Origin of the sequence: Streptomyces sp. R-74717, from assembly GCF_047305335.1 — a bacterium.
Classification (GTDB): Bacteria; Actinomycetota; Actinomycetes; order Streptomycetales; family Streptomycetaceae; genus Streptomyces; species Streptomyces atratus.
In genome coordinates this window covers 4,677,983-4,702,653 of the sequence record NZ_CP102361.1, presented here as the reverse complement: position 1 = coordinate 4,702,653, position 24,671 = coordinate 4,677,983, and the positions used below count along the sequence as shown (strand labels likewise).

The following is a 24,671-nucleotide window of genomic DNA, read 5'->3' as shown; positions in this document are numbered from 1 at the left end:
GTTCCTTTCACAGGCCCTGGGCGACCTTGTGGATGAGTTCCCGGGACCGCTCGACGTCCAGAGTCGCATCGTCGAGTCGTTCGAGCAGCAGGCGGTACTGGGCCAACTGGGCTTCCGCGTCGATGAACACGGGCCGGTGCGACTGGTCGAGCTGCGCAGTATCGAGTGCGGGTACCGCTCCGCGTACGTAGTGCACGGACTGACCCGAGCCCGGATAGTACGTGGCTTCGGAGGGGGTCACGCGGATCGGGTGTGGCGGGCGTCGGTGAATCCGCCCGGACCGTTGCCGCCGTGCGATCAGGTCCGGCCGGCGACTCCGGCGCCGTCGGTCAGGCCGAGCGCAGGGCGTCTGTCGGGGACACCCTGGCTGCGCGCAGTGCCGGGTAGATTCCGGCTACGGCCGCCACCAGCACCGACACCAGCGGTCCGGCGATGACCGTGTAGAGCGGGATGGAGGCGGGCCAGCCCTGTGCGAGGGCGTAGCCGTAGACCGCGAGGCCGCCCACGAACAGCCCGCCGACTCCTCCGATGAGGCCCATCAGTACGGCCTCGATCAGGAACTGAACGGCGATCTGGCCGCCTCGGGCGCCCAGCGCGCGGCGCAGTCCGACCTCGCCGCGGCGTTCCATCACTCCCACCACCATGGTGTTGGCGATGCCGACGCCGCCCACGAGCAGGGCGACCGCAGCGAGGGCGAGGACCAGTCCGGTGAGGGAGTTCTTGGTCTCGGCCCGTGCCGTGTACAGGTCGGAAGGGCGGCTGACGGCGACCGTGCTCGGGTTGGCGGGGTCGGCGGTGGCTCCGGCGACGGTCTGTACGTCAGGGACGCGTTCGGGGTGGGCCCGGAGGTAGACCATGGCGGCGGTGCCGTCCGCGCCCAGGTGGGCGGTGGCCTCGGGCCAGCCGACCAGGGCGGCGGTGCCGAGCTCGGGTGCGAGCTCGTTCGGGGCCAGGATTCCGGTGACGACGAACCACTGTCCGCCCAGCCAGACCCGCTCACCCGGCGCGGTCACGCCGAGCCGGAGCGCGGCCTGGTCGCCGAGCACGGTCACCGGGAGGTTCTCGCTCGCCTTGTCCAGCCAGCGCCCGCTCTGCAGAGTGGCGTGCAGGACGTCGAGCAGGTTGAGCCGGGCGGCCAGCACGGTGAGGCTGCTGGTCTGCTGCGCCGGGACCAGGTCGTTGCGGTAGACCTGGGCTTTGGTGGCCCCGGTCGCGGTGACCTGTTGCACGGGGGCGATGTTGGCGAGCATCTTCTCGGCCGTGGGCGGCAGCGGCACCGGCTTCTGGTCGGCGCCGTTGCCGGGGGCGACGGTGATCAGGTTGGAGCCGAGCCGGTCCAGGCGCTCCAGCAGGTGCGCCTGGTTGGAGGCGGAGATCCCGGTCACGGCGATGACGGCGGCGATGCCCAGGGAGATGCCGAGCGCGGACAGGGCGGAGCGCATCTTGCGCGTGCGTGGTCCGATCATGCCGAGGCGCAGCATGTCCGTCGGGCGCAGCCGGGTGCGTCGCAGGGGTGACGTCATCGGACAGCTCCTGCCGGGTGCGGGCCGCGTTCGTCGAAGTCGATGCGGCCGTCGTGGAGGGCGATTCGCCGGGGGAAGGAGGCGGCCAGCTCGCGGTCGTGGGTGATGACGACGACTGTGGTGCCGTTGGCGTTCAGGGTGCGCAGCAGCTCGACGACGGCGGCGCCGGAAACACTGTCCAGGGCCCCGGTGGGTTCGTCGGCGAGCAGCAGTGCGGGGCGGCCGACGAGGGCGCGGGCGATGGCGACGCGCTGCTTCTCGCCACCGGAGAGCTGGTCGGGGTGGTGGTGGAGCCGGTGCCCGAGGCCCACCTCGCTCAGGGCTTCGACAGCTCTGGCGCGCCGGAGTGAGGCGGGGGCGCCGCTGTAGAGGAGGCCGGTGGCGACGTTCTCGACCGTGGTGAGCCCGGACAGCAGGAAGAACTGCTGGAAGACGAAGCCGATCCGGTGGGCGCGCAGGGCGGCCAGTTCGGGGTCGGAGAGCGCGGACAGGTCGCGTCCTTCGAAGCGCAGCTTCCCCGCAGTGGGCCGGTCGAGGGAGCCGAGCAGCGCGAGGAGGGTGGACTTGCCGGAGCCGGAGGGGCCGACGACGGCGAGGAGTTCCCCGGCTTCGACGGTGAGGTCGATGCCGTGCAGGATGCGCAGCGGCGGTGATCCCGGGTACTCCTTGGTGATGCCGGAGAGTTCCAGCACGGGTGCCCTGCCGGGTGGCTGATGGGGCATCACTTCGGGATCACCACCTGGGCGCCGGCTTGGATGTCCCCGGTGATCTGCGCCTTGGCGTCGGCGACCAGTCCCAGCTGGATCCTGACAAGCCGGGTGGTGGTGCCGCTGACGACCTGGACTCCGTAGCCGCCGCCGTCCAGGGCGAGCAGCGCGGTGACGGGGACGATGAGCGCGTCGCTGATGGTCTCGCCGACGACGGTGACGGTCACGGAGGAGGGCCCGGCCTGCTTGGCCTGCCGCTGGTGGTCCAGTGCGATGGTGACGGTGGTCTTGTCCGCGCCGCCGGAGCCGTCCGAGCCGTTGTCCCCGCCGTTGCCGGAACCGCCGTGGACCAGTGAGCGAATGCGTCCGTCGATGGTGCTGCCGTCGGCCAGCTTCACCGTCACCCGGCCGTTGGGCTTGAACTGGGAGAGCTGGTTGTCGGCGGGCTGCGCGGTGGCGACCAGGTCGGTGCCGGTCACGGTCATGACCGCGGTGGCCCCGAGGGCCGAGCCGAGCTGTGCGCCGAGCTGCTGCACCCGCACGGCCGCCTGCGGCAACATGACGACGCTGCCGAGTGTGACCGTCCCCGTCTGCTTCTCACCGAGGGCCTTCTGCCAGCGCTTGACGGCGGTGACGGTGGCAGGGGTGAACTTCTGGTCGGCCGTCAGGCCGAGTCCGTCGGCGTAGCCGAGCTTGATCAGGTTGCGTTTGAGCTGTTCGACGTCGGGTCCGTCACTGATTCCGGGGCCGAGGTCGCGCCACATCGGCCGGTCCCCGGTGAGCAGCACCACGGGCCGTCCGTCGACCTCGTAGAACTTCGCTCCCGCCTTGACGACGGCGCCGACGGCGGGCAGGGCGGTGATGGTTCCGTGGCCGGAGGCGACAACGGGAGTCGGGGTGCTGTAGCTGAGCGCGCCGCCGACCTGGATGCCGGTGGACAGCGAGCCCTTCTGCACCGCGACGGTGCCGTGGCTGACGGACGGCTGCGGGGAGGCGGTGCCGTGGTGCTCCCAGGGGCGCATCGCGGCGAGCGCACCCGAGCCGCCGAGCGCGGCGACCAGGACGAGCGCGACGACGACCTTACGGCGCTTCTTTCGCGCGGGGGCGGGCGAGGTGCCGGCGGGGGCGTTGGTCTCAACAGTGCGGCTCATGATCACTGACCGATCGAGTAGCCGGGCATCGGGAGCTTGCCGCAGGCCGGCTGGATGGCGTCCCACGCGGCGGAGTCGAACGATTTCGCCGTGAAGTTGAGGATGCCCATCTTGGGGTCGGGGTCAGGGATGTCCGCGTAGCCGTTCTTCCGCGCGCACGCGACAAAGGCGCGCGCTTGCTCGACGGCCTTCTCGTTGCCCTTCTGCTGGGCCTGGTGGATGCCGGGGACCTTGGCGTCGCAGACCTTGCTCGCCGCGTCGAGGCCGTTGGCCGAGCCGGGACTGTCGACACCGGCGGCCGGGAAGGTGATGTTGCCGTCCTTGTCCTGCTCGACGCTGGTCTGCCCCTGCTTGTGCATGCAGTCCACCCAGGCCCGCCGGACCGCGTTGTCGTCCTGCGGCTTACTCTTCTCCGCGCCGTCGCCCCCGGCCACGCTGGGCGCCGTGTCCTGTGAGGAGCATCCGGTCATCACCAGCGCCGCCGTCACGGCGGTCGCCGCCAGTACGGTCCGTACGGTCTTGGTACGCATTTCCTGCTCTCCCTGCTGTACGTCGACATCGACCTCCGCCATTCCTACGGACCGACGAGTTACGCACGGGTGAGTGTGTGCCTAACCGCTGGCTAACGCCTGCCGAGGCATCGTTGACCAGGGCCGGGCAGGACAGGGCAGAGTGCAGCGAGTGGAGTGGAGTGGAACAGAATGCGAGTGCTGATCGTCGAGGACGAGGTGGACCTGGCCGCGATGCTCGCCGAGGGCCTGCGCGCCGAGGGCATGGTCTGCGAGGTCGCCCACGACGGCGCCCGCGCGCTCGAAATGACGGCCGTCGCCGAGTACGACGTCCTGCTCCTGGACCGGAACCTGCCCAACCTGAGCGGCGACGCCGTCTGCCGGGCCCTGAACACAGCCGGCTACCCGGCCAGAATCCTGATGCTCACCGCCGCCGGCGCCCTCGCCGACCTGGTCGACGGCCTCGGTCAGGGCGCCGACGACTACCTGGCCAAACCCTTCTCGTACCTGGAGCTGATCGCCCGGCTGCGCGCGCTGGGCCGCCGCTCCCTCGCCGGCACCAGTGCCACCGTGCTGAGCAGGCACGGCGTCAACCTGGACACCGTACGCAGGGTCGCCGAACGCGACGGCCGGCCGCTGAAGCTGACACCCAAGGAGCTCGGTGTGCTGGAACTGCTGCTGGCCGCGGACGGCGCCCCGGTCCACACCGAGCAGCTGCGGGACAGCCTGTGGGACGCGGCGCTGGACCCGGCCACCACTGCCGTCCGGGTCACTGTCCACTCGCTGCGCCGCAAGCTCGGCGAACCGCCACTGATCACCAACGACCCCGGCTACGGGTACCGGCTGTGAGCCGAGCCCGGACCGGTCGCCGCCTCTCGCTGCACGGGCTGTCCCTGCGCGGCCGACTGACCCTGATGACCACGGCGGTCTTCGCAGTCCTCGGCTGCGGGCTGCTCCTGCTGAACTGGCTGAGCGCCCGTCAACTCCTGAAGGAAAACCGCCACCGCATTGTCCCCGCGAGCGTGCTGGTTCCCGCCCAGGCGGAGCCGAGCCCCACCGTCACCCCGCAAGGCTCCTCGGTGCCCGCCGCGATCAGCACTCCCGCCCAGGCCTTCGAGGACTTTCAGTACACCGTCCTCAGTGATCTGCTGCTGCGCTCCCTGCTATTGCTCGCCGTCTTCACCGCACTCGCTGCGCTGCTCGCCTGGTGGGGCAGCAGCCGCTCACTGCACCGCCTCAGCCGGGTCACCGCGGCGGCCCGGCGTATCAGCACCGGCAGCACCCTGGACGAACGGCTCGGCCTGACCGGCCCGCACGACGAGGTCCGCGAACTCGGCAACACCTTCGACGCCATGCTCGACCGCCTGGACCGCAGCTTCACCGCCCAGCGCCGCTTCACCTCCCACGCCTCGCACGAACTGCGCACCCCGCTCACCCTTCAGCGCACCGCCCTGGAGATCCCGCTCGCCCAGGGCAGGGTCCCGGCCGACCTGAGGCCCGCCGTCCAGCGTGCGCTGGATGCCAACGCGCGCAGTGAACGCCTGATCGCGGCACTGCTGACACTGGCACGTGGCGAGAGCGGGCAGCTGACGCCGCATCCGGTCGACCTGGAGGACGCCGCCAGGGACGCCTTGGCGGACCTGGCCGACGAGGCCCGGACAGCGGGCATCCGGATCACCGCCGATCCGGGGCCCGCCCCGGTCGCGGGCGACCCCTCACTGCTGCGGCAGATCGCACTGAACCTGCTGGCCAACGCGGTGCGGCACAACCACCGTGACGGCGCGGCGACGGTGACCACCGGCACCGTCGGCGGCCTTGCCTTCATCGAGGTCGGCAACACCGGCCCGGTGCTGGATCCGGACGAACTTCCCGCTCTTTTCGAACCGTTCCAGCGCGGTCGGGAACACCGCAGCGACGGCTCCGGGCTGGGACTGGCCGTGGTCCGGGCGATCACCCTGACCCACCACGGCGAGCTCACCGCCACCCCCCGCCCCGACGGTGGCCTCACGGTCCGAGTCGAACTGCCCACCGCACCTGGAAGAGGCCGGCCTGGGTCAGGTGCCTGAGAGAGCGTCAGTCGTGGTGGTCCTCTCCTTGAGGGTGCGTACGAGGGCGGCCCAGGCGGCGGGCGTGGTGCGGAGTATCGCTCCGGTGGGGTCGCCGGACTCGGTGAGGCAGACCGTGCCGGGGGCGGGGGCGGCTATGTGTACGCAGGAATTGCCCTGGGCGCAGTAGGAGGACTTCTGCCAGGCGGGAGCGGGCATGGTGGGTTCCTTCACAGGTCGCGGGCGATGTTGTGGATGAAGTCCCTGGACTTGTCGCGGTCCAGCGCGGTGGCTTCCATGCGGCCGAGCAGTACGCGGTACTTCTCCAACTGGGCCTCGGCGTCGAGGTGAACGGGACCGTGAGACTGGCCCGCGGAAGTAGTGGACCGATCAGGCCGCCCCGTCACAGATGCCTGAGGAGAACGGGTTCAGCTTGAGGGGGCGGCGGGGACGTCAGTCATGGTGGTCGCTCTCCTTGAGGGTGCGTACGAGGGCGGCCCAGGCGGCGGGTGTGGTGCGGAGTATCGCTCCGGTGGGGTCGCCGGACTCGGTGAGGCAGACCGTGCCGGGGGCGGAGGCGGCTATGTGTACGCAGGACTCGCCCTCGCCGCAGTACGAGGACTTCTGCCACATGTGATTCGGCAACTCGGATCCCTTCACAGGTTCTGGGCGATGGCGTGTATCAGGTTGCGCGACTTGGCAACGTCCAAGGCAAGGAACTCCAGGCGGGCCAAGACCTGGCGGTATTTGTGGAGTTGAGATTCGGCGTCCAGGAGGACGATGCCGTGCGCCTGATCCAGCTGCACGGTGTCCAGCTGCGGCACGGAGCCGTGGACGTAGTAGATGGGCTGGCCTGCTCCTGGGTAGCCACCCGCCTTGAACGGGATCACTTGAATCGTGACGCGCTCACGCTCGCTCATGGTCAGCAGGTGCACCAACTGCTGCTTTGCCACAGCTGGCCCGCCGAATCCCATGTGCAGGGCGGCTTCGTGGATGACCGCACTGTAAGGGGTCGGGTTATTTCGGAAGATGACGCTCTGACGTTTGATGCGGAAAGACAAGCGGTGCTCGATCTCCGGAGGCGGAAGGGCGGGAACGACCTGGCGGAAGACCTCGCGCGCGTGGTCCGTGGTCTGGAGCAGGCCGGGCAGTCCGGCTGTGTGCGAGGTGCGCAGCGCGGTCCCGTGATGCTCCAGTTCCGCCAAGTCCAGCAGGCCGGTGGAGAGAATGTCGCGATACTCCTCCCACCAGCCGCGCTTGCGTTCGCCGGTCATGGCGGCCAGGGCGTTGACCAATTCGTGGTCTGAGCAGTCGTAGTGGCAGGACAGTGTGCGCACCCGCTCGGCGCTGACGCCATAACGGCCGGCTTCGATATTGCTGATGCGAGCCTGGTTGCCACCGAGGAGCTTGGCGGCCTCGGTTGCGGTGATCCCGGCACGCTCGCGCAACTTGCGGAGTTCTGCTCCCAGCCGCTGACGGCGGGCTGTTGGTGCGGTGCTGGATGACATCACTCGCTCCCCGGCTTGGTCACCCACACGAGGGTATCTGTCATGTAATTCATGAACTTCATGGAATGTATTCCATTTTGCGCTTTAGTCTGTGACTCAGGCCACCCGCCCGGAAGTACCCCGCTCGACGGAGCGGCCTCGTCACCGGGTAACCGGAAACCCATGATTCAACTTCCCTCCGTGAACGGAGACTTCCATGGTCAGTGCCACGGTAACCCCGCCCTGGACATACACCCTTCAACTCCCGCAGGATCCCCGCGCCCCCGGCGTGGCCCGCGCCACCCTCCGCACCATCCTGCGCGTCCACGGCATGCGCGAACTCACCGAGACCGCCGAACTGCTGGCGAGTGAGCTGGTCACCAACGCCTACCTGCACTCCTCGGGGGCGTACTCCCTCCGCCTGCGCGACGCCGGGCGCAGCCGTATCCGGCTGAGTGTCTGGGACACCAACCCGCACATCCCCGCCCCCTTCCGGTGGAGCGCCGAGGCCCCGGCGGAGCTCGCCGAACGTGGGCGGGGGCTCTATCTCGTCACCCTTTACGCGGAGAGCTGGGGCGCGTACCCCATGCGCGGCGGGCTGCCGGGGCAGGGCGGGAAGCTGCTCTGGGTGGAGTGCGCGGCCAAGGGGGAGGGTGAGGGGGAGTACGGGCCGGGCGACAGATGCACGGGACGGGCATAGCCTCGTTGCATGGTGCGGAGCGAGGCGAAGGACGTGGCCGGGTATCTGGCCGAGGTGCCCGAGGAGCGCAGGGACGCCCTGACGAGGCTGCGGGAGTTGTGCCGGGCGGAGCTGGCCGGGTTCGACGAGGTCATGGCGTACGGGATGCCCGCGTACGAGCGGGACGGCACCGCGGAGATCGCGTTCGCCTCGCAGAAGCAGTACATCTCCTTCTACCTGATGCGCAGCGACGTGCGTGAGGCCTTCGCGGAGCGGCTGGCCGGGCAGGACATGGGGAAGGGCTGCCTGCGCTTCCGTAAGACGGAGGCGATCGACTACGACCTGGTGCGGGATCTGCTCCGGGCGACGGCGACGGCGACGGCGGCGGGGCCGGGCGCGGTCTGCTGAGCGAGTGCGCCATCACGCCCTTGACCGACGGAAATTCAATGGCGGTGCGTCGCGTGATCGCGTAGGAAGGAGCCATGAGCACCTCCACCTCCATACCTTCGGTCGCTGCCCAGAACCCCGCCGACCGGCGAACCTTCGTCCGCGCCACGCTCGACCTGGGGGACGTGCTGCTGCGCCCGTGGTCACGGGAGGCCGACGAGCTGGATGCGATGCTCGACGGCCTGACAGCCGCCGCCGCGGACCCGCTGATCGCACGGTGGAACCCCTTTCCGGCAGCTGATCGCACCGAAGCCATGGCGTGGCTGGAGAAGCGCGAGGGAAGCTGGGACCGCGGTGCCGCCGCCACCTTCGCCGTACTGGGCGCGGCCGACGGCGCCCTGCTGGGCGCCGTTGGTCTGAGCTGGGTCGACCGCGCGGACGGCCTCGCGATGATCGGCTACTGGACACTCCCGGACGCCCGTGGGCGGGGCGTGGCCACCAGAGCTGTCGGAGCGGTGACCAGCTGGGCCTTCGAGACGGCCGATGCCCGCCGGATCGAGATCGCCCATGCCACCGGCAACGAGGCCTCCTGCCGGGTGGCCCACCGCTGCGGCTACCCCGCCGAAGGCACACTGCGCGACTCCCACCGCTACGGCGACGGGGCGTATCACGACGAGCATCTGCACGCCCGCCTGGCCGCCGACCCGGAGCCGGCCGACGCCGCGGCCTGACCGCCGCGCAGATCCAGGATTCAGATCGTCCACTCGGGCGCGGTGAGCGTGCGAGTCATGGCGTCCAGCCGGACCGCGGACGAGAGGAAACGGGCTCCCGGCTGAAGAACGCCACGTCGTTGCCGAAGGCGGCCACGAGGTGGCCGTCGGAAACGGCGAGTGCCGAACAGCGGTTGGCCAACCGGATCACCGTGGGCGCCGCCGTGGGATTCTGGAGGTTCCAGATCCGTACGGTGTTGTCGTGCGAGCCGGTCACGGCGACGGGGCGTCCGTCGACTTCGGTACAGAGCATGGCGTTCACCCAGTTGGTGTGGCCGACAAGGGGACGGCCGAAGGCGGACTGGGTGTTCAGGTCCCACATGCGCAGCGTCTTGTCATGGGAGCTCGTGACGGCGAGGGGCCGCCCGTCGATCTCGATGCATTCCACGGCCGTCACCCGGCCGAGGTGGCCGATGAGCGGTCGGCCGATGGGTTCGCCGGTGTCCATGTCCCAGAGGCGCACGCTGTTGTCGGTGTAACTGATGAGGGCGACGGACCGTCCGTCGAGTCGGATGCAGGCCGCTGCTTCACTCGAACCCTTGCGTCCGTTGAGGGTGCGGCCGACGGGGCGGCGGGTCTCCAGGTCCCACAACTGCGTTGCTCCGTCGTCGTAGCCAATGAGGGCGAGGGGCCGCCCGTCGAGTCGGGTCCAGGCCAGCGTCGTCACCCGACGGAGCGTGTCGATCAGGAGCCGGCCGGTCGGCAGGCGGGCTTGCAGGTCCCAGACCCGTACTTTGAAGCGGAGGTCGGGTCGGTCGTCGAGGCTGAGGATGACGGGTCGGCCGTCGACGGTGGAGGTGACGGCGGCCACCTCCGATGGGCCAGTCATCCCCATGCTGAACTGATCGATGGCCTCGTGGGTTTGCAGGCTCCATACCCGTGCGCTGTCGATGGAGGAGGTGGTGACGGCGACAGGTTCGCCGTCGAGTCGGCCGCAGGTCACTCCCGTCACCTTGTCGGTGTGTCCCGCGGAGGGCCGGCCGATGGGGCTGTCGGTGTTCAGGTCCCACACGCGAACCGTGTAGTCGCGCGAGCCGGTCACGGCGACGGGCCGGCCGTCGAGGTGGATGCAGGCCACCGCACTCACCCCACTGGTATGGCCCGTGAGGTCGCCGATGACGCGTCGCGTGCCCGGATTCCACAGCGACAGCTCCCCGTTGCGGGAGGTTGCGACGCCGATGGGTTGTCCGTCGAGGTGGATGCAGGCCAGCCCAGTCGGTGCGCCGGTGTAGGTGGGGAAGGGCGGGCCGACGGGTCGGCCGGTGGTGAGGTCCACCACTTGCACGGAAACAGGGGTGCCAGCGATGACGACGGGTCGGCCGTCGATCTCGGTGCAGGCCGCGGTCTTCACCGGACCGTCCTCGGACATCAAGGGGTCGCCGACGGGCCGGCCGGTGCTTAGGTCCCACACCCGCACCAGGTGCTTCCTGTCCGTGTCCGTGTCCCGGTCGCTGGCGATGGCATAGGGTCGGCCGTCGGTTCCCGCGCAGAGCACCGCCTGGAACCAGGCGGTGTGGTGGGTGAGGGGAGGGCCGACGGGTTGGCGGGTGCGCAGGTCCCACATCTGTACCGTGGGGTCGTGGTACGAAGCGGTGACGACGACGGGCTGACTGTCGAACTCGGCGCAGATGAGCCCATCCACAGGGCTGTTGGGCCCGGTGAAGGGTTCGCCGACGGGTTGACCGGTGTCGAGCTCCCAGATGCGCGCAGGTGAGTCGTAGGAGCTGGTGACGGCGACGGGCCGGCCGTCGACCTGAGTGCAGGCCACTGCGGTCACCGGGGTCTCGTGCCCGGTGAGGGGTTCGCCGATGGGCCGGCCGGTGTTGAGGTCCCAGATCCGCACGGTGTGGTCGTGGGAGCCGGTGACGGCGACGGGCTGACCGTCGATCACGGTGCAGGCCACCGCTGACACCTCGCGGGTGTGACCGGTGAGGATGTTGTGCATGGCCGGGGAGACACCACTGCCGGTCGCATGGACGGGCTTCCAGACGTCGGCCGGCATCCGGTCGGCGAGCGCCCGGCGCGTCGCGCCGGCCCCGTACCGTGCCGCGTCGAGCGCGAGAACTGCCCGCCGCTCGTCGGGCGGCAGCGGACGGTGGGTACCGATCGACGCCCGGTAGACGGCACCGTGGAGCCGGCCCTCGGCGGTGGTCAGCAGACGCAGGTGCGGGGCGAGTGTGTCGCACTCCGCGTGGACCAAGTAGTCGGAGTCCTGGACCAGTTCGTCGAGTACGCCCCCGAGCACGGCGTGCGTGGCCAGGTGGCGGCGGAGGTAGGGGTGGGCGCGCGACCAGTCGGGGGCGGCGTCGGCACCGTACGGGACCGTCGCACGCAGCGCCGAGGCGAGGGCCGCGTGTACGGTCTGCGGATCCTGGTCCGTACGGAGGTACTCGGCCATCGCCTCGTGGTACAGCCGGTACACGGAGCGGCCGTCCTCGATCGCCTCGACGATGTACGAACCGGCGGTGGAGCGCAGCTGCCACAGGTGCTCGTTGGTGTAGCCGCGGCCGGAGACCGCCGAGGCGGCCGGGGCCCAGATGTCCTCCCACGGCAGGCCCTGGCCCTGGGCGAAGGCGAGCGGGCGCAGCAGGTCCATGACCTCGGGGGCCCGGTCGCCGAGGCGTCGGGTGAGGTCGTTGTGGATGGCTTCGCCGGGCATTTGGGGCAGTGAGGCGATCCAGTCGGGGGCATGGGGGTCGGGGAGTTCCGGTGTGGCGGCGAGGGTGCCTGCGGTGATGCGGGCGACGAGGAAGGACCGGCCCGCCGCCCGGGCCACCTGGCGTGCGACGGCTGTGAGCACGGTGGTGTCGCAGGACAGATAGGGGGAGTGGATGTGTGCGCCGAGGAGGTTGCGGATCGTGTAGGCGTGGACGGCCTCGGGGTCGGCGTACCTCTCGGAGTCGAGGTCGATGCGCGCGGCGTTGCCCAGCTTGAGCCGTTCGAGCAGGTGGGGGCGGGTTCCCAGGAGCAGCCGCAGGTGTGGGGTGCCCGGGTCGATCAGGGGGCGCAGGACGTTGTGGCAGAGGCTCTCCGGGGTGACGGCCTCGTCGAGCGCGTCGATCAGAACCGTCAGCGGTTGCCGGCCGGGTGGACCCGGTCCGGCCGCCAGCTGGTTGACCAGTTCGGAGACGGTGTCGGCCGTGACGCGAGCGGCGGCGGCGATGCCCTGCAGGACCTGCTGGTCGGTGAGGCTCTGGGCGTAGATCGCGGCGTCGAGGGCGCGTGGCGGCGGGAGGCGGACCGAGGTGAGCCCCATGCTGTCCAGCGGGACCGTGCGGTGCTGCTCGGGATCGCTGACGGCGGCCAGGAGGCCGAGTACCGCTGTCTTGCCGGAACCAGGGCCTCCGGTGACGGCGAGCGCGGGTTGTGAGGGAGACGGATCGATCAGCCAGCGGGAGATGTCCGCGAGGGCGTCATGGCGGCCGGAGAACCACCAGCCGGCCCTGGCGCGATCCGAATGCCCCTTGACGCGGGTCAGGAAGCGGCTCAGATATTCGACGACGCGGCGGTCGGCCTGGCGTTCCCACTCGAGTGTCTGCTGCAGGGCCACGTCGAAGTGGCTGAGCCGGGCGCGTTGGTGCCCGTTGGGCAGAAACGGCGGGATCGCGCCGGTCAGACCGATGATCTCCAGGCCGATCGTCTGGTGCCCGGGGCGCTTGGGGTCGTTCCTCATCGCGCTGACGACGGCGTCGAGCGCGAGGGTCTCGGGGGTGTAACCGGCTGTGGCCAGGCTCCGTACGGCCTCGCCGAGGAGTTCGGGGAACGTGCCGGTCTCGGCGAGCTCGCCCGGCTGTGCGGAGGTGAGGACTGCCAGCCCGGCTTCCCCGTCGCCGTCCCATCGGCCCTTCAGCCGGGCCATGGCGGCGAGCAGCTCGTTTCCGCCCTGGCCGGAGAAGCAGGTGTCCAGCATCAGCATGAGCCGCCGGACCCGGGTGCCCCGGAGGATCTTGCGGGCCAGGGTGAGGGTGGGCAGGGCGTCGTCGATGTCGTCGGGATCGGTGTCCGAGGTGAGGATCACGTGCTCGCCGTCATCGAGCACTTCGCCGTGGCCCGCGATGTAGACGGCGAGGAGGTCGTCGGGGCGGCGGTCGGGCGACTTGCTGAAGTTGCGGAGTTCGGTGAGGAGTTGGGCCTCGGTGGGGTTCAGGCCCAGGTCGGACACATGCTCGTAGCCGAGGTGTGTGGTGAACAGATCGATGACCCGGCGGCGGGCGTCCGCGAGACCGGGGCGGTCCCACTCCAGATGGGCGGGGGCCTTGGGGTAGGCGGTGACCGCCGTCGCGATGAGATAGCGGCGCGGAGGCGGTGGGGGCGTGGGGGCTGTTTCAGTCACGCCGCAGGCCTTCTGCCACCGCCGAACCGGTGGCGGCGGCTGTCAGGTACGCGGTCGCCTCGTGGGCATGGGAGCCGTTGTGCACGACCTTGCCTTCGAGGGACGGCCCGAAGAGCAGCGACAGGTCCTTGACCGCGGCGACGACATCGCCTTCGTCGACGACGTTGGTCCAGCGCGGGGCGGGGTCGGGGCTGTCCGGCCGGTCGACCGGGGTCGGGCTGCCGGGCCAGTCACCAGGACGGGGCAGGAGCCGGTCGAAGACCATCCGCATGCCCAGCGGCGAACCAAGAGTGACCAGTGCCTTTACGGGATGTCCCGGCATCGCGCACAGGGCCTCGTACGCGACGACGGAGCCGAGCGAATGGCCGACCAGAACACGGGTGTCGGGGCCGATCCGTTCCTGGACCCGCCGGCGGGCGGCGGTACGCAGGTCGGGGTCGAGGAGGTAGCGGCGTACCTGCTTCAGATCGAAGATCAGCGCCCGCAACGAGACATCGGCGAAGAACCGGGAGCGTTGCAGGGACCGTAGCGCCGTCTGCGCGGCGCGAGGGGAACGGGCGAGGGTGGTGGAGCCGGTGGCCGGGGGCACAGCGGGGTCGATGTCGGCTGCGTGTTGCCACCAGGCGAGGAGCAGGTCGAGTTCGAAGCCGTCCGCGACGTCGGACACGGTGAACATGGGGTCGCCCACGGCCAGGGTGCGGCCCGGTGGCCGGAACAGGTCCCCGTAGAACGCCATCGTGAATTCGTCGTAAGGGACGGTTCGTCGGCCGGCATGCCGGAGCCCGTCGGAGAGGGCCGGAAACCAATCGCTGCGCAACATTTCGCTGCCCATGAGCTGCTTGCCCACGCCGTGCACGCCTACGACTCGCGTCACTCCGCGCCCCGTTCCCCGTGTTGCGCGTGTGTCACGCGTTTGTCTGCCAACTCACTCTAGGAGTCGATGACATGGGGTGACCACACCGTTGGCGGGATCCGGCCGAGGGCTCGGGCGGCATTGCGGTAGCCCGTTCGGGTGAAATGCAGGGCCTGGTGCGCGGGGCCTGCGGGGGCCTGACGCCTTGAGGCGCGTGCGGGCGCGGCGTGTCGCCCGCACTGGATTTGGCACAGTGCCGCTCCACGATCAAGGACGGAGCGGGGTGGCCGGAGTGGCAGTAGTGGGACAGCCGGGGGGCCGGCAGCGGCTGAGCGATCTGGCGGGCGAGGCGGGTGGCGGCGGCAGGGACGTACTGAAGCACAGCGACGGGGTCTGGCTACGGGCCGCCGGTAGCGCGGAGGGGATGTGTACGCACCTCGGCCCGGTGAAGTCGGAACTGGAGACAGCGCACGAGGGCCTGCTTGCGGGGACCGGAGGTCTGACCGCGCTGGCGGAGCTGGGATCGGTACGGGAGTCGTGGGTGCGACGGTTCGAGGCCGCGCGGGGGGAGTGCGGGGCGCTGGCCGGGAAGCTGAGGGCCGTCGCCCGGGCCCAGGGCGAGACGAACGAGACAGTAAAGGCGTCGTTCGCGCCGGTGGCATCGTCGGGTCGGGGTGAGGGGCGATGACCCTCACCTGGGCGCAGCTACGCGACCTGAAGTGCGGTGAACTGGAGGGTGCGGCCGACGGGTGGGGCAAGGCGAGCAACCGTGCCGACGCGGGCCGGGACCGCATCGAGACGCAGCTCCTGACCGGATTGCGCGGTACGCAGCGGGGTGCGGCGGCGGACGCGGCGGTCGGGCGGCTCAAGCAACTGAGCCGGAACCTGAGTTACGTCTACACGGAGTGCGGTCTGCTCCGTACGACGCTGAACAGCCTGGCCCATGAGCTGCGCCTCCAGCAACGGGCGTTGCGGGAGGCGCTGGACGATGCGGAGTTCCTGAAGTTCACCGTGCACGCGGACGGTTCGGTGACGTATCCGGCGGCGGGCGAGGGCCTGATCGACGGAAAGCCGCTGCCGGGCGGGACGGCGTCGGTGGGTTCGCTGCTGGGCCTCCTGCCGCCTTCGGGCCTGGTCGCGCCCAACCCGAACGTGGCAAAGGCGCAGGACATCGCGGACCGGGTGGCGAAGGCCGTACGGACGGCGGCCGAGATCGACTGGCGGTACGCCCGCATCCTGCGCCAGTTGAGGGCCGAGGAGGGCCTGAAGGTCCCCGACGCCACGTGGACCGACGCGGCGGGCGACGCAGCCGCGGTACGGGACGCGGCACGCGGGTACCTGAGAGACGGCATCCCCCGCGACGCCTCACCGGCCGAGCGGAAGGCCTGGTGGGCCGGCCTGACGGACGAACAGCGCGAGGAGTACCTGGCGGTGTACCCGGACCAGATCGGCAACTTGGACGGCATTCCGGCTGTGGTGAGGGATGCGGCGAACCGGGACAACCTGCAGCTGCTGATGGGGAAGCTGGAGGGGCGGGACGACGAGAAGTCGGAGACGCAGTTGGCGGGATTGCGGGAGATCGACCGGCAGTTGAGGGAGGGGAACAAACCTGGGGAGCCGCCGATGTACTTGCTCGGGATTGGTGACGAGGGGAACGGGCGGGCGATCGTTTCGTTTGGCAATCCCGACACTGCAAGGAATGTTTCGGCATATGTCCCGGGACTGAATACTTCCTTGGATGAAGACTTCGCGAAGGATGACCTCAAGCGTGCCCGCGATACTGCGATCGGTACTCGAATTCACGACTCTTCGAGTGCGGCAATCGTGTGGCTTGGCTACGACGCGCCACAGTCCCCTGACGGCATGGGGAGCCTGGATGTCATGGGTGATGAAAGGGCAGAGAAGGGTGGACGTGCCTTCAACGGATTTATGAGCGGTCTGTCGGCCACCAATGAGAATAGAGACCCGCATCTGACTGCAATTGGCCATTCGTACGGTTCGCGCACAGTGGGCGCTGCCACGCAGCAAGGCGGTGGGATCCCAGGGGTTGACGACATCGTTCTCGTTGGCAGCCCAGGGGTAGGCGTCGATCGCGCGGAAGACCTCGGGGTTGGGAAGGATCACGTCTTTGTCGGAGCCGCTGAACACGACGTGGTGACCAAACTTCCGTCTAAACAGCAGAGTGCCGCCGGTGTTGTGGGGCTGATTGCCGCTGGGCCAGCGGCTGCTTACGCGGCGGGCGACATCGCCGATGAAGGGGGCGATGACCTCTGGTTCGGCAAGGACCCGGCGAGTGAATCATTCGGCGCGAGACGTTTTCAAGTGGATGAGGGGCCCAGGCTGATCAGCGGTAAAGGGATCTCCTTCGATGCGCACTCCCATTATTTCGATCCGAGGAGAGACTCCGTATCGGCAAACAATATTGCTTTGGTAGCGGCGGGGCGTTCCAGCAAACTGAAGGCGGAGGAGTACCGGTGAGGCGCCAGTTCTGGATTTTGGTGATAGCGCTGCTCCTGTTTGTGCCGCTGTCTGCGTGTGCTAACGGTGTCATCCATTCGAATGGAGGGAAGTCTGACATGAATATGCAGGAGGCGGCAGAACGTGCTGACGGGATCCTCGACGCGTCATTGAAGGAGATCCATCCGCAGGTGCAGTGGACGCACGGCCCGACCACCACGGGTAGTTGTGATGTGACTCGACGGCGCACGGTAATGACCATTGTGTCGGCGGAGCGCCGAGGCAGCTTCCTGGGCGTGGTCGATCGCTTCTGGCGGAAGAGCGGCTACAGGATCAAGGCGATCAACAATGACGCGGACGTGCCAGCAATTTTTGCGCAGACGCAGGACGGGTTCGGCGTCAGTTTGATCACCGGGGGTGAAGGTCAGGTTTTCTTCGAGGTCGACAGTCCATGCGTACAGGAATCTGAGGTCGCGGATCCGATCGCCAAACCCAACGGACCGAGCTACGCGGACGCCGAGATCATCCCCCGCCCCAACGTCCGCTCCGACTTCTGGTCCGCCGGAGCTCCCTGACGTCACGTCATCATCCCCAATGACCCATATCGGGCCAGTCAGTGGGGGTAAGGGACTAGCTGGCCACCTGGGACTTTGAGTCCTGCATTGGGTCCTGGGGCCCATGCCGCGCCCAGTGTTGGTGTGGTCGCATACAGAGACCGGGGGAACTGTCGCTGCGCCCACTCACAAAGCTGGGAGACCCGTCGTGTCTGGCATACGAGAATTAGCGGTACCGGGTGGCGCCGGCATAAGCGCTGCCGAGGGCCGTCCGGGCAGACAATCGTTGTCGCGCCCTCTGCAAGCGGTACTGGTTCTCGTACGGCTGCTCTTCGTCGTCACCGTCGTGGGTGCGATCGACGCGCTGGTCGTGGCCTCGTCCGTCGATGCGGTGGACGGTCACCTTCTGGGCATGGTGCTGTACGCCGCACTGCCCGGCGTCACCGGATTCGTACTGTCGCTGTACATGAGGACCGGCGGCGTCTGGATCTGGCGCGGGCTCCTCGCCGTACATGCCTGGCTCACCCTTGGCGCCCTGGCGACACTGAGCGAGGGCACCGGCGGGCAGGGTGTGGCGCAACTGGCGATGCCGGTTGTCGTCATCGTCCTGTTGTTCCGGGCCGGCTCGCGCGAATGGTTCGGGCTCAGTCCCGAACAGCGCGCCGATCACCGGCCGTTCAGCATCGCGCGGATGATCAAGTGGCGTCGGGACGCCGGTCAGACCGCGATGGAGTACCTGGGCATGATCCTCGTGGTCGTGGCCCTCATCGGCGGGCTCGTGGCGACGGGCATCGGCGGGCAGTTGACCGGGGAGATCCGTAACGCCATCTGCCAGCTGACCGGAAGCGCCTGCCCGGCACCCGATGTCGACGTGGTCGCCGGCAATGGCACAGGTACGGGTAACGGCGGCGGCACCTCGACCGGGGGCGGATCCGATTCCGCCGGCGGCGCGGGTTCCGAGGGCGCGACCGTGACCGGGGGTACGGGGTCCGGCGGCTCGGACACATCCGGCGGGTCCACCACATCCGGCGGCTCGAATTCCGGCGGCTCCACCTCATCCGGTGGCTCCAGTGGCTCCGGTGGCTCCGGCGGCACAGACAGCACCGGCGGCTCCGACACCTCCGGCGGTTCCTCCGAATCCGCCTCCGGCGGTTCTTCTTCGCAGGTCGACGCGGGTAGACAAAACTCGGACACCGACTCCTCCCGCCCCTCGGACGGCAACTTCCTCACCGGCGTCGTCGGCGACGACGGCCTGTGGGGCGACGTCAGCGGTGTCGTCGACACGGTCTCCCACCCCGTCGACACCGCCAAGGACATCGCCGACCAGTACGCCCAGGCCGCACGGGGCGCCAGCGGCAAGTGGGACAAGGGCAAGTACGTAGCCGCAGCCTGGGACATGACCAAGGCATCCGGCGGGGGCGGCGGCGCGGTCGCCGGGCTGCCCGGCTCCGGTAGCCGCGTCGAGGCGGCGGTACGGGACGCGGAGCGCGACTACCTCAATGACCGAATTCCGCACAATGCGACTGCGGCCCAACGCAAGGACTGGTGGAACGGTCTGACGCAGCAACAACGCGATCAGTACCTGGAGCTCTCCCCGGACAAGATCGGCAATCTGGACGGCATCCCGGTGGCGGACAGGGACGCGGCCAACCGGAAGAACCTCCCGGACCTGATTTCGAAGCTGGAGGGGAAGACCGACTCCAAGTCGAAGGACCAGCTGGCGGCGTTGAAGGAAATCGACCGGCAACTGCAGGAGGGGAGCAAGCCGCCGATGTACCTGATCGGCATCAGCGACGAGGGCAACGGGCGGGCCATCGTCTCCTACGGGAACCCCGACACCTCGAAGAACGTTTCGGCCTATGTGCCGGGGCTGAACACTTCCCTCGACGAGGAATTCGCGAAGAACGATCTCAAGCGTGCCCGTGACACGGCGATCGGCGCCCAGGGTTACGACTCGTCCACCGCGTCGATCGTCTGGCTGGGATACGACGCACCGCAGACGCCGGACGGGCTGCACAGCCTGGCGGTCGCGGGCACCGGCCGGGCGGATAAGGGCGGCGCGGCCTACAGCGACTTCATGGGCGGTATCGCGGCCACCAACCAGAACAAGGACCCGCACATCACGGCCATCGGGCACTCCTACGGTTCACGCACCGTGGGCTCCGCGACGCAGCGCGACGGCGGTATTCCGGGGGTGGACGACATCATCCTGGTCGGCAGTCCGGGGGTGGGCGTGGACCGCGCCGTGGACCTCGGTGTCGGCAGCGGACATGTCTTCGTCGGTGCCGCGGCCAACGACCCGGTGACCAAGCTCCCGTCCAAGACACAGGCCGCCGTGGGTGCGATCGGGATGATTCTGGGAGGCCCCGCCGGTGCATACTTCGCCGGAGACCTGGCCGACCCGGGCGACGACGACCTCTGGTTCGGCAAGGACCCGGCGAGCAAGGCCTTCGGAGCCCAGCGATTCCCGGTGGCCCCCGGCCAGCCCCTGATCAGCACCGGCGGTGTGAGCTTCGATGCGCACTCCAACTACTTCGATCCGGTACGGGACGCCATGTCGGCGGACAGCATCGCTCTGATCGTGTCGGGACACTCCGACAGGCTCAAGATGGAGGAACAGCGATGAAGCGAAGGCTCCAGATCGTTGCGGTGGCCCTGGCTTTCGGCTTCGCACTGTCCGGCTGCGGCAACGACAGCGGACAATCGAGCGGCAGCGAGAGCGCCGGAACCACGAAGAGCACCAAGAGCACCAAGGGGAGCGGCATGGACATGCAGGAGGCCGCCGAACGGTCCGACGGCATGCTCGACGCCGTGCTGAAGGAGATCAACCCCGAGGTGCAGTGGGCGCACGGCCCGACGACGACGGGCAGCTGCGATGTGACGCGCAGGCGCACCGTGATGACCATCGTGTCGGCGGAGCGCCGGCAGAGCTTCCTGGACCAGGTCGAGAAGTTCTGGCGCAAGAGCGATTACCGCATCAAGGCGAAGAACAACGACAAGGAGTTCCCGGCGGTCTACGCACAGACAAAGGCCGGCTTCGGCATCAGTGTGAGTTTCCGCGGCAAGGGGCAGGCGTTCTTCGAAGCGGACAGCCCCTGCGTGAAGGAGTCGAAGGTCGCAGACTCCACCTCCAAGCCGAACGGGCCCGCCTACGAAGGGGTCTACCCCCTTCCGCGCCCCAACGTGCATTCCGACTACTGGTCCACCGGAGCCTCCTGAGGGCTGGTCAGTGCGCCGGAATGGCCGGTCAACGACCCTGATGACCCGGAAGATTCGTACACACCCGCGAAACCGCTCATGAACCCGGCCCGGATGGGGGATGGTTGAGGGGTGCGGAAATTCTGGGTGGTTGGTGGCATCGGCGTCGGCATGGCCATGTGCTTCGTGGCGCTGCTCGTCGTCGGTACGTACTCCGCCGCTGCCGGACTCGTCAGTTCCGGCAGCAGCGGAGCCGTCGGGCTGGCGAAGGGGGCCGTGCCCGCGAAATTCCAGCCCCTGGTGGAGAAGTGGGGCAACCTCTGCCCCGCCATCAATCCGGCCCTGCTGGCCGCCCAGCTCTACCAGGAGAGCGGGTGGAACCCCCGGGCCGAGAGTCCCGCCGCCGCCCAGGGCATCGCCCAGTTCATCCCGGGCACCTGGGCCGGTCACGGGATCGACGGGGACAAGGACGGAGACCGGGACGTATGGGACCCGGCGGATGCGATTCCGTCCGCGGCCTCGTACGACTGCGAACTGGCCGGGTACGTGAAGAAGGTGCCGGGCGATCAGACCGACAACATGCTGGCCGCGTACAACGCCGGTGCGTACCGGGTGATCCGGTCGGGCGGGGTTCCGGACATCGAGGAGACGCAGAACTACGTCACCATCATCCGGTCCCTGGAGAAGAGCTTCGCCCGGCCCGTCGGCCGGGTCCAGCCCTCGCAGCAGGCGGCCGGGGCGATCTACTTCGCGCAGAAGAAGCTCGGTACGAAGTACCTGTGGGGCGGCAACGGTACGGCCGCGCAGGGCGGGCGGTTCGACTGTTCGGGGCTGACCCAGGCCGCGTACCGCACCGTGGACATCGAGCTGCCCCGGGTGGCGAACGATCAGTACAACGCCGGGCCGCACCCCTCGCGGGACGAGCTGCTCCCGGGTGACCTGGTGTTCTTTTCGGACGATCTGAACAACTCACGGGCCATCCACCATGTGGGGCTGTACGTCGGGGGCGGGTACATGATCAACGCTCCGTACACCGGGGCCGTGATCCGGTTCGACAAGATCGACACGCCCGACTACTTCGGGGCGACGCGCGTGACCAAGGACGGGGCCGCGGCCCTTCCGACCGCCCTCCCGGCGGCATGACGCCGGGACGGCGGTGGCCGGAACTCTCCGTGAAGCCTGGGCCCTGAGCTGCGACGATGAGTCACTCTTCGATAACGTCATGGTGATCATTCGGTGGAGAGTGGAACGTACGCACGGGGCACGTCGTTCCCTGGGGGGACCGGGCAGTGGTGCACTGACCATGCGGCGCTGATCGGGGAAGACCTCACGGACAGAGCCGCCACGCAGTACTGATCCACGTATGACCGATTTACCGATCCACGCAGTGATCGAACCGACACGGGGGTTCGTCAAAGCGGTGCACATGGGTGTGGACCGCGGCAGCAGACAAGGCAAGGGGCCGCAGCAGATGGCTGGACTCGCACTGGATGGGTCGAACCCCGACGTCAGCCTGCTCTACGACATCAATGGACTCGCGAAGTCCGCTCCCACCTGGTTCGACCGGGTCATGGAGTTCGTCGGCGAGTACGGGATCATGCTCGGCATGGTCCTGGTGGTCCTGTGGTGTTGGTGGAGCGTCCGCCGGCGCGGCACGGCCGATGATTCGGTGACCGCGGTCGCAGGGATCGTCTGGGCGCCGCTCGCCGCCGGGATCGCCCTGCTCATCAACATCCCGATCCGCGGCTTCGTGGAGCGGCCGCGTCCGTTCCGGGATCACCAGGGGCTGGATGTCCTGGTGGGCGGGAAGAACGACTTCTCCTTCGTGAGCGACCACGCCACGATGGCGATGGCTCTGGCCGTCGGGCTCTTCGTGGCCAACCGGAAGTTCGGCATCGCCGCGATCGCGCTCGCCGTGCTGGAAGGCTTCTGCCGGATCTACATGGGTGTCCACTACCCGACCGACGTCATCGGCGGGTTCGCGCTCGGCACGGCAGCCGCTCTGCTGCTCGCCCCGCTGGCGATGATGCTGCTGACCCCGTTGGTGGCGGCCGTCTCCCGTTCGGACCGGCTCGGATGGCTCGTACGGTCGCGCCGGCCGGAGCCGTCGGCAACGGCGGACGGGCGGGCCGGGGCGTTCGGGATTCCTGAGCCGCGGCCGCGGACGGGCGGCGGGGACGGCGAGAAGGACCTGGCCGCGTAGGAGGTGGCCGGGACCATCGGTGGCCGGGTGCCGGGGCCGGGGTTGTGGCCGGGTGGCGAGCCCGTGGCCATACGCCAGGCCCGTGGCCGTACGTCATGCCCGTGACCGTATGTCACGGGCATCACCGTACGTCAGAGAGCCTGCGGGAAAGCGAAGAGGCGGCCGGGGTCGTACTGCTTCTTCAGCCGGGTGAGACGGTCGGCCGCCGAGCCGTAGTAGGCCCGGCGCCAGTCGGTCAGCGTCGGGTCCGTGTAGTTCTGGTACGCCGCTCCGGACGCGTACCGGCGCATCGCCGCGTGGGTGTTTTTGAGCCAGTCCTGTTGGGCGCTGCCCGTCGTGCCGGGTCTCCAGGCACCGATGTACTGGGCGAGTACGCGTGAGCGGCGGTGGACGAAGGCCGTCGCCTGCGGGGAGACCCGGTTGATCGCCCCGCCGAGTGCGGTGAGCGCGATGGAGCCGCCGCCTCCGCCCTGGGTGACGGGAATCCGGGTGAACGCCTCGGCCCGGTCGAGCAGGGCACTCACGCCCGCCGGGGACAAGGAGCGGTCGTAGAAGTCGGACGCGGCGGCGTACGTCTCGCGCTGGAGCGTGCCCTGTGGGGTGCGGCCGGGCGTTGTGCCCGGCAGATGGCACTGGGCGTCGGTGATGCCCGAGCAGCCCGCGTACACGAGCATCGATTCCTGGTAGCTGCGGCGGCGCAGCGAGACGGAGGAGGCCGGGGCACCGATCCGGTCGGCGAGGCGGTCGACGGCGTTCTTCAGGTCGCCGTACGTACCGAGGCTGAACGCGGCCACCGAAACGGAAGGGTGGCCGCCGCCCGGGCCTGCGGCGAGATGTGCCGAGGACCAGATCTCGTCGGGCTGGGACGGTCCCCACTCCTGCCAGGCCTGGATGACGGCCCGGGCGCGCGACCACGGCCAGGACATGTACGCGGTGACGGTCTGCGGGGCCGGGCGGGTACGGAACGTCAGCTCGGTGACCACGCCGAAGTTGCCGTTGCCCGCGCCGCGCAGCGCCCAGAAGAGGTCCGGGTGGTGTTTGGCGTCCACGGTGAGGGTCTTGCCGTCGGCCGTGACGACGGTCGCCGCGGTGAGGCTGTCGCAGGTCAGGCCGTACGCGCGGGAGGCGACACCATGACCGCCGCCGAGAGTGAGGCCGGAGATGCCGACCGTGGGGCAGGAGCCGCCGGGGATCGTCAGGCCGTGGCGGGCGAGGCCCTGGTAGACGTCGATGAGCTTGGCGCCCGCGCCGATCGTGCCGTTCCTGTCGACGCGGGACAGTGACGAGACGTCAAGGACGAGGCGTCCGTTGCCGCTCGACCAGCCGGCGTAGGAATGACCGCCGCTGCGGATGGACACGGGGGTGCCGGTGCGGCGGGCGAAGGCCAGGCACTCGCGGATGTCCGCCTCGTGCCTGACGTAGGCGACGGCAGCGGGCCTCTGACCGTCGAAGCGGGTGTTGTAGAGCTGACGGGCGGTCGGGTAGGCCGCGTCCTGCGGGCGTACGAGGGTGCCGTCGAGGCTCTTGGCCAGGGCGGACCAGTTCGGCGGGCCGGAGGGGGAGGGCTTCGACGGGACCGACGAGGCGGGTGAGGCAGTAGTGGTGCCGCCCGCGGTGCCTGACGTGCCCGAGGAGTTGTCCCCGTCACCGGTTTTGGAACCGGAGCCGGACGCGCCGCTGCAGGCGGTCGCGGTGACGCCGGTGAGTGCTGCTGCGGCGCCCGCGGTGAGCAGGGTGCGCCGGTCGGGCAGGGGGGGCAGGTTCATCGGACCTCCGGGTCATGGCGCTCAGGGCCGGTCGGTGGGGGAGAGGTCA

The 24,671-nt window shown here is 69.3% G+C and carries 24 protein-coding genes; 12 read left to right on the top strand and 12 right to left on the bottom strand.

Features of this window, described 5'->3' with window-relative positions; all coding sequences use genetic code 11:
* Positions 1-7 precede the first annotated feature (7 nt).
* Genes NRF20_RS21495 through NRF20_RS21475 form a run of 5 tightly spaced genes read right to left on the bottom strand, consistent with a single transcriptional unit; the run spans position 8 to position 3,911 of the window.
* On the bottom strand, positions 8-271 hold the full coding sequence (locus tag NRF20_RS21495; RefSeq protein WP_413754587.1) for a Scr1 family TA system antitoxin-like transcriptional regulator: 264 nt from the start codon (positions 269-271) through the stop codon (positions 8-10).
* A 58-nt stretch (positions 272-329) separates the two neighbouring features.
* Positions 330-1,523: an ABC transporter permease gene (locus NRF20_RS21490; protein ID WP_398630007.1), complete on the bottom strand. Its 1,194-nt coding sequence runs from the start codon at positions 1,521-1,523 to the stop codon at positions 330-332.
* Entirely contained in the window at positions 1,520-2,245 is a 726-nt protein-coding gene (locus tag NRF20_RS21485) for an ABC transporter ATP-binding protein (RefSeq protein ID WP_398630008.1), read from the bottom strand. Before NRF20_RS21485 ends, NRF20_RS21490 begins: the two co-directional genes overlap by 4 nt.
* Positions 2,245-3,381 carry a peptidoglycan-binding protein gene (locus NRF20_RS21480; protein ID WP_398630009.1) on the bottom strand — a complete coding sequence of 379 codons (1,137 nt, stop codon included), beginning with the start codon at positions 3,379-3,381 and terminating at the stop codon, positions 2,245-2,247. The genes NRF20_RS21485 and NRF20_RS21480 overlap by 1 nt, the downstream gene beginning before the upstream one ends.
* A 2-nt stretch (positions 3,382-3,383) precedes the next feature.
* Positions 3,384-3,911 (bottom strand): hypothetical protein, encoded by a 528-nt coding sequence (locus tag NRF20_RS21475; protein WP_398630010.1) that lies wholly within the window; start codon positions 3,909-3,911, stop codon positions 3,384-3,386.
* A 171-nt stretch (positions 3,912-4,082) separates the two neighbouring features.
* Between NRF20_RS21475 and NRF20_RS21470 the strand changes: the two genes are divergently transcribed.
* A complete protein-coding gene (locus NRF20_RS21470; protein ID WP_413753104.1) occupies positions 4,083-4,739 on the top strand; it encodes a response regulator transcription factor in 657 nt (218 codons plus the stop codon).
* Entirely contained in the window at positions 4,736-5,956 is a 1,221-nt protein-coding gene (locus tag NRF20_RS21465; RefSeq protein ID WP_398630012.1) for a sensor histidine kinase, read from the top strand. The genes NRF20_RS21470 and NRF20_RS21465 overlap by 4 nt, the downstream gene beginning before the upstream one ends.
* Here the strand turns inward: NRF20_RS21465 and NRF20_RS21460 are convergent.
* The 4 genes from NRF20_RS21460 to NRF20_RS21445 are packed head-to-tail and all read right to left on the bottom strand — an operon-like array spanning position 5,945 to position 7,443.
* Positions 5,945-6,154 carry a DUF397 domain-containing protein gene (locus NRF20_RS21460; RefSeq protein ID WP_398630013.1) on the bottom strand — a complete coding sequence of 70 codons (210 nt, stop codon included), beginning with the start codon at positions 6,152-6,154 and terminating at the stop codon, positions 5,945-5,947. The genes NRF20_RS21465 and NRF20_RS21460 overlap by 12 nt on opposite strands.
* 11 nt (positions 6,155-6,165) lie before the next feature.
* Positions 6,166-6,342: a Scr1 family TA system antitoxin-like transcriptional regulator gene (locus NRF20_RS21455; RefSeq protein WP_398630014.1), complete on the bottom strand. Its 177-nt coding sequence runs from the start codon at positions 6,340-6,342 to the stop codon at positions 6,166-6,168.
* A 46-nt stretch (positions 6,343-6,388) separates the two neighbouring features.
* Positions 6,389-6,580: a DUF397 domain-containing protein gene (locus tag NRF20_RS21450; protein ID WP_398630015.1), complete on the bottom strand. Its 192-nt coding sequence runs from the start codon at positions 6,578-6,580 to the stop codon at positions 6,389-6,391.
* An 11-nt stretch (positions 6,581-6,591) separates the two neighbouring features.
* Positions 6,592-7,443, bottom strand: a complete 852-nt coding sequence (locus NRF20_RS21445) for a helix-turn-helix transcriptional regulator (protein ID WP_398630016.1) — start codon at positions 7,441-7,443, stop codon at positions 6,592-6,594.
* 196 nt (positions 7,444-7,639) lie between these two features.
* On the opposite strand from NRF20_RS21445, the gene NRF20_RS21440 reads away from it, so the two are divergent.
* The 3 genes from NRF20_RS21440 (at position 7,640) to NRF20_RS21430 (ending at position 9,219) form a co-directional block, all read left to right on the top strand.
* The gene (locus tag NRF20_RS21440) at positions 7,640-8,122 is read left to right on the top strand and encodes an ATP-binding protein (RefSeq protein ID WP_398630017.1); all 483 of its coding nucleotides are present in this window, start codon (positions 7,640-7,642) and stop codon (positions 8,120-8,122) included.
* Between the two features lie 9 nt (positions 8,123-8,131).
* Complete coding sequence (locus NRF20_RS21435; RefSeq protein ID WP_398630018.1) at positions 8,132-8,509, top strand: iron chaperone; 378 nt, start codon at positions 8,132-8,134, stop codon at positions 8,507-8,509.
* 74 nt (positions 8,510-8,583) lie between these two features.
* A complete protein-coding gene (locus NRF20_RS21430) occupies positions 8,584-9,219 on the top strand; it encodes a GNAT family N-acetyltransferase (protein WP_398630019.1) in 636 nt (211 codons plus the stop codon).
* 55 nt (positions 9,220-9,274) lie between these two features.
* Here the strand turns inward: NRF20_RS21430 and NRF20_RS21425 are convergent, their stop codons facing one another.
* Together NRF20_RS21425 and NRF20_RS21420 are read right to left on the bottom strand one after the other, a co-directional pair.
* The gene (locus NRF20_RS21425) at positions 9,275-13,591 is read right to left on the bottom strand and encodes a caspase family protein (RefSeq protein WP_413753103.1); all 4,317 of its coding nucleotides are present in this window, start codon (positions 13,589-13,591) and stop codon (positions 9,275-9,277) included.
* Positions 13,584-14,465, bottom strand: a complete 882-nt coding sequence (locus NRF20_RS21420; RefSeq protein ID WP_413753102.1) for a hypothetical protein — start codon at positions 14,463-14,465, stop codon at positions 13,584-13,586. The genes NRF20_RS21425 and NRF20_RS21420 overlap by 8 nt, the downstream gene beginning before the upstream one ends.
* Positions 14,466-14,745: 280 nt before the next feature.
* Between NRF20_RS21420 and NRF20_RS21415 the strand changes: the two genes are divergently transcribed.
* From NRF20_RS21415 to NRF20_RS21385, 7 genes are all read left to right on the top strand, one after another.
* Positions 14,746-15,132: a hypothetical protein gene (locus tag NRF20_RS21415; RefSeq protein ID WP_398630022.1), complete on the top strand. Its 387-nt coding sequence runs from the start codon at positions 14,746-14,748 to the stop codon at positions 15,130-15,132.
* Complete coding sequence (locus tag NRF20_RS21410; RefSeq protein ID WP_413753101.1) at positions 15,129-16,922, top strand: alpha/beta hydrolase; 1,794 nt, start codon at positions 15,129-15,131, stop codon at positions 16,920-16,922. Before NRF20_RS21415 ends, NRF20_RS21410 begins: the two co-directional genes overlap by 4 nt.
* A 98-nt stretch (positions 16,923-17,020) precedes the next feature.
* Positions 17,021-17,476 carry a hypothetical protein gene (locus tag NRF20_RS21405; RefSeq protein WP_413753100.1) on the top strand — a complete coding sequence of 152 codons (456 nt, stop codon included), beginning with the start codon at positions 17,021-17,023 and terminating at the stop codon, positions 17,474-17,476.
* Between the two features lie 265 nt (positions 17,477-17,741).
* On the top strand, positions 17,742-20,081 hold the full coding sequence (locus tag NRF20_RS21400) for an alpha/beta hydrolase (protein WP_413753099.1): 2,340 nt from the start codon (positions 17,742-17,744) through the stop codon (positions 20,079-20,081).
* Entirely contained in the window at positions 20,078-20,674 is a 597-nt protein-coding gene (locus NRF20_RS21395) for a hypothetical protein (RefSeq protein ID WP_413753098.1), read from the top strand. Before NRF20_RS21400 ends, NRF20_RS21395 begins: the two co-directional genes overlap by 4 nt.
* 126 nt (positions 20,675-20,800) lie before the next feature.
* Positions 20,801-21,796 (top strand): NlpC/P60 family protein, encoded by a 996-nt coding sequence (locus tag NRF20_RS21390; RefSeq protein WP_398630026.1) that lies wholly within the window; start codon positions 20,801-20,803, stop codon positions 21,794-21,796.
* A 328-nt stretch (positions 21,797-22,124) separates the two neighbouring features.
* A complete protein-coding gene (locus NRF20_RS21385) occupies positions 22,125-22,856 on the top strand; it encodes a phosphatase PAP2 family protein (RefSeq protein ID WP_398630234.1) in 732 nt (243 codons plus the stop codon).
* A gap of 131 nt (positions 22,857-22,987) precedes the next feature.
* On the opposite strand, the gene NRF20_RS21380 is transcribed toward NRF20_RS21385, so the two are convergent.
* Positions 22,988-24,622, bottom strand: coding sequence for an FAD-binding oxidoreductase (locus NRF20_RS21380; protein WP_413753097.1), 1,635 nt, complete (start codon positions 24,620-24,622; stop codon positions 22,988-22,990).
* Positions 24,623-24,671 lie beyond the last annotated feature (49 nt).

Bases quoted from the DNA above. Each gene is read 5' to 3' on its own strand.
- NRF20_RS21440 (WP_398630017.1), top strand. From the start codon at position 7,640: ATGGTCAGTGCCACGGTAACCCCGCCCTGGACATACACCCTTCAACTC.
- NRF20_RS21395 (WP_413753098.1), top strand. From the start codon at position 20,078: ATGAAGCGAAGGCTCCAGATCGTTGCGGTGGCCCTGGCTTTCGGCTTC.
- NRF20_RS21380 (WP_413753097.1), bottom strand. From the start codon at position 24,622: ATGAACCTGCCCCCCCTGCCCGACCGGCGCACCCTGCTCACCGCGGGC.
- NRF20_RS21445 (WP_398630016.1), bottom strand. From the start codon at position 7,443: ATGTCATCCAGCACCGCACCAACAGCCCGCCGTCAGCGGCTGGGAGCA.
- NRF20_RS21460 (WP_398630013.1), bottom strand. From the start codon at position 6,154: ATGCCCGCTCCCGCCTGGCAGAAGTCCTCCTACTGCGCCCAGGGCAAT.
- NRF20_RS21470 (WP_413753104.1), top strand. From the start codon at position 4,083: ATGCGAGTGCTGATCGTCGAGGACGAGGTGGACCTGGCCGCGATGCTC.
- NRF20_RS21430 (WP_398630019.1), top strand. From the start codon at position 8,584: ATGAGCACCTCCACCTCCATACCTTCGGTCGCTGCCCAGAACCCCGCC.
- NRF20_RS21475 (WP_398630010.1), bottom strand. From the start codon at position 3,911: ATGCGTACCAAGACCGTACGGACCGTACTGGCGGCGACCGCCGTGACG.
- NRF20_RS21405 (WP_413753100.1), top strand. From the start codon at position 17,021: ATGAATATGCAGGAGGCGGCAGAACGTGCTGACGGGATCCTCGACGCG.
- NRF20_RS21490 (WP_398630007.1), bottom strand. From the start codon at position 1,523: ATGACGTCACCCCTGCGACGCACCCGGCTGCGCCCGACGGACATGCTG.
- NRF20_RS21485 (WP_398630008.1), bottom strand. From the start codon at position 2,245: ATGCCCCATCAGCCACCCGGCAGGGCACCCGTGCTGGAACTCTCCGGC.
- NRF20_RS21410 (WP_413753101.1), top strand. From the start codon at position 15,129: ATGACCCTCACCTGGGCGCAGCTACGCGACCTGAAGTGCGGTGAACTG.
- NRF20_RS21480 (WP_398630009.1), bottom strand. From the start codon at position 3,381: ATGAGCCGCACTGTTGAGACCAACGCCCCCGCCGGCACCTCGCCCGCC.
- NRF20_RS21435 (WP_398630018.1), top strand. From the start codon at position 8,132: ATGGTGCGGAGCGAGGCGAAGGACGTGGCCGGGTATCTGGCCGAGGTG.
- NRF20_RS21385 (WP_398630234.1), top strand. From the start codon at position 22,125: ATGGCTGGACTCGCACTGGATGGGTCGAACCCCGACGTCAGCCTGCTC.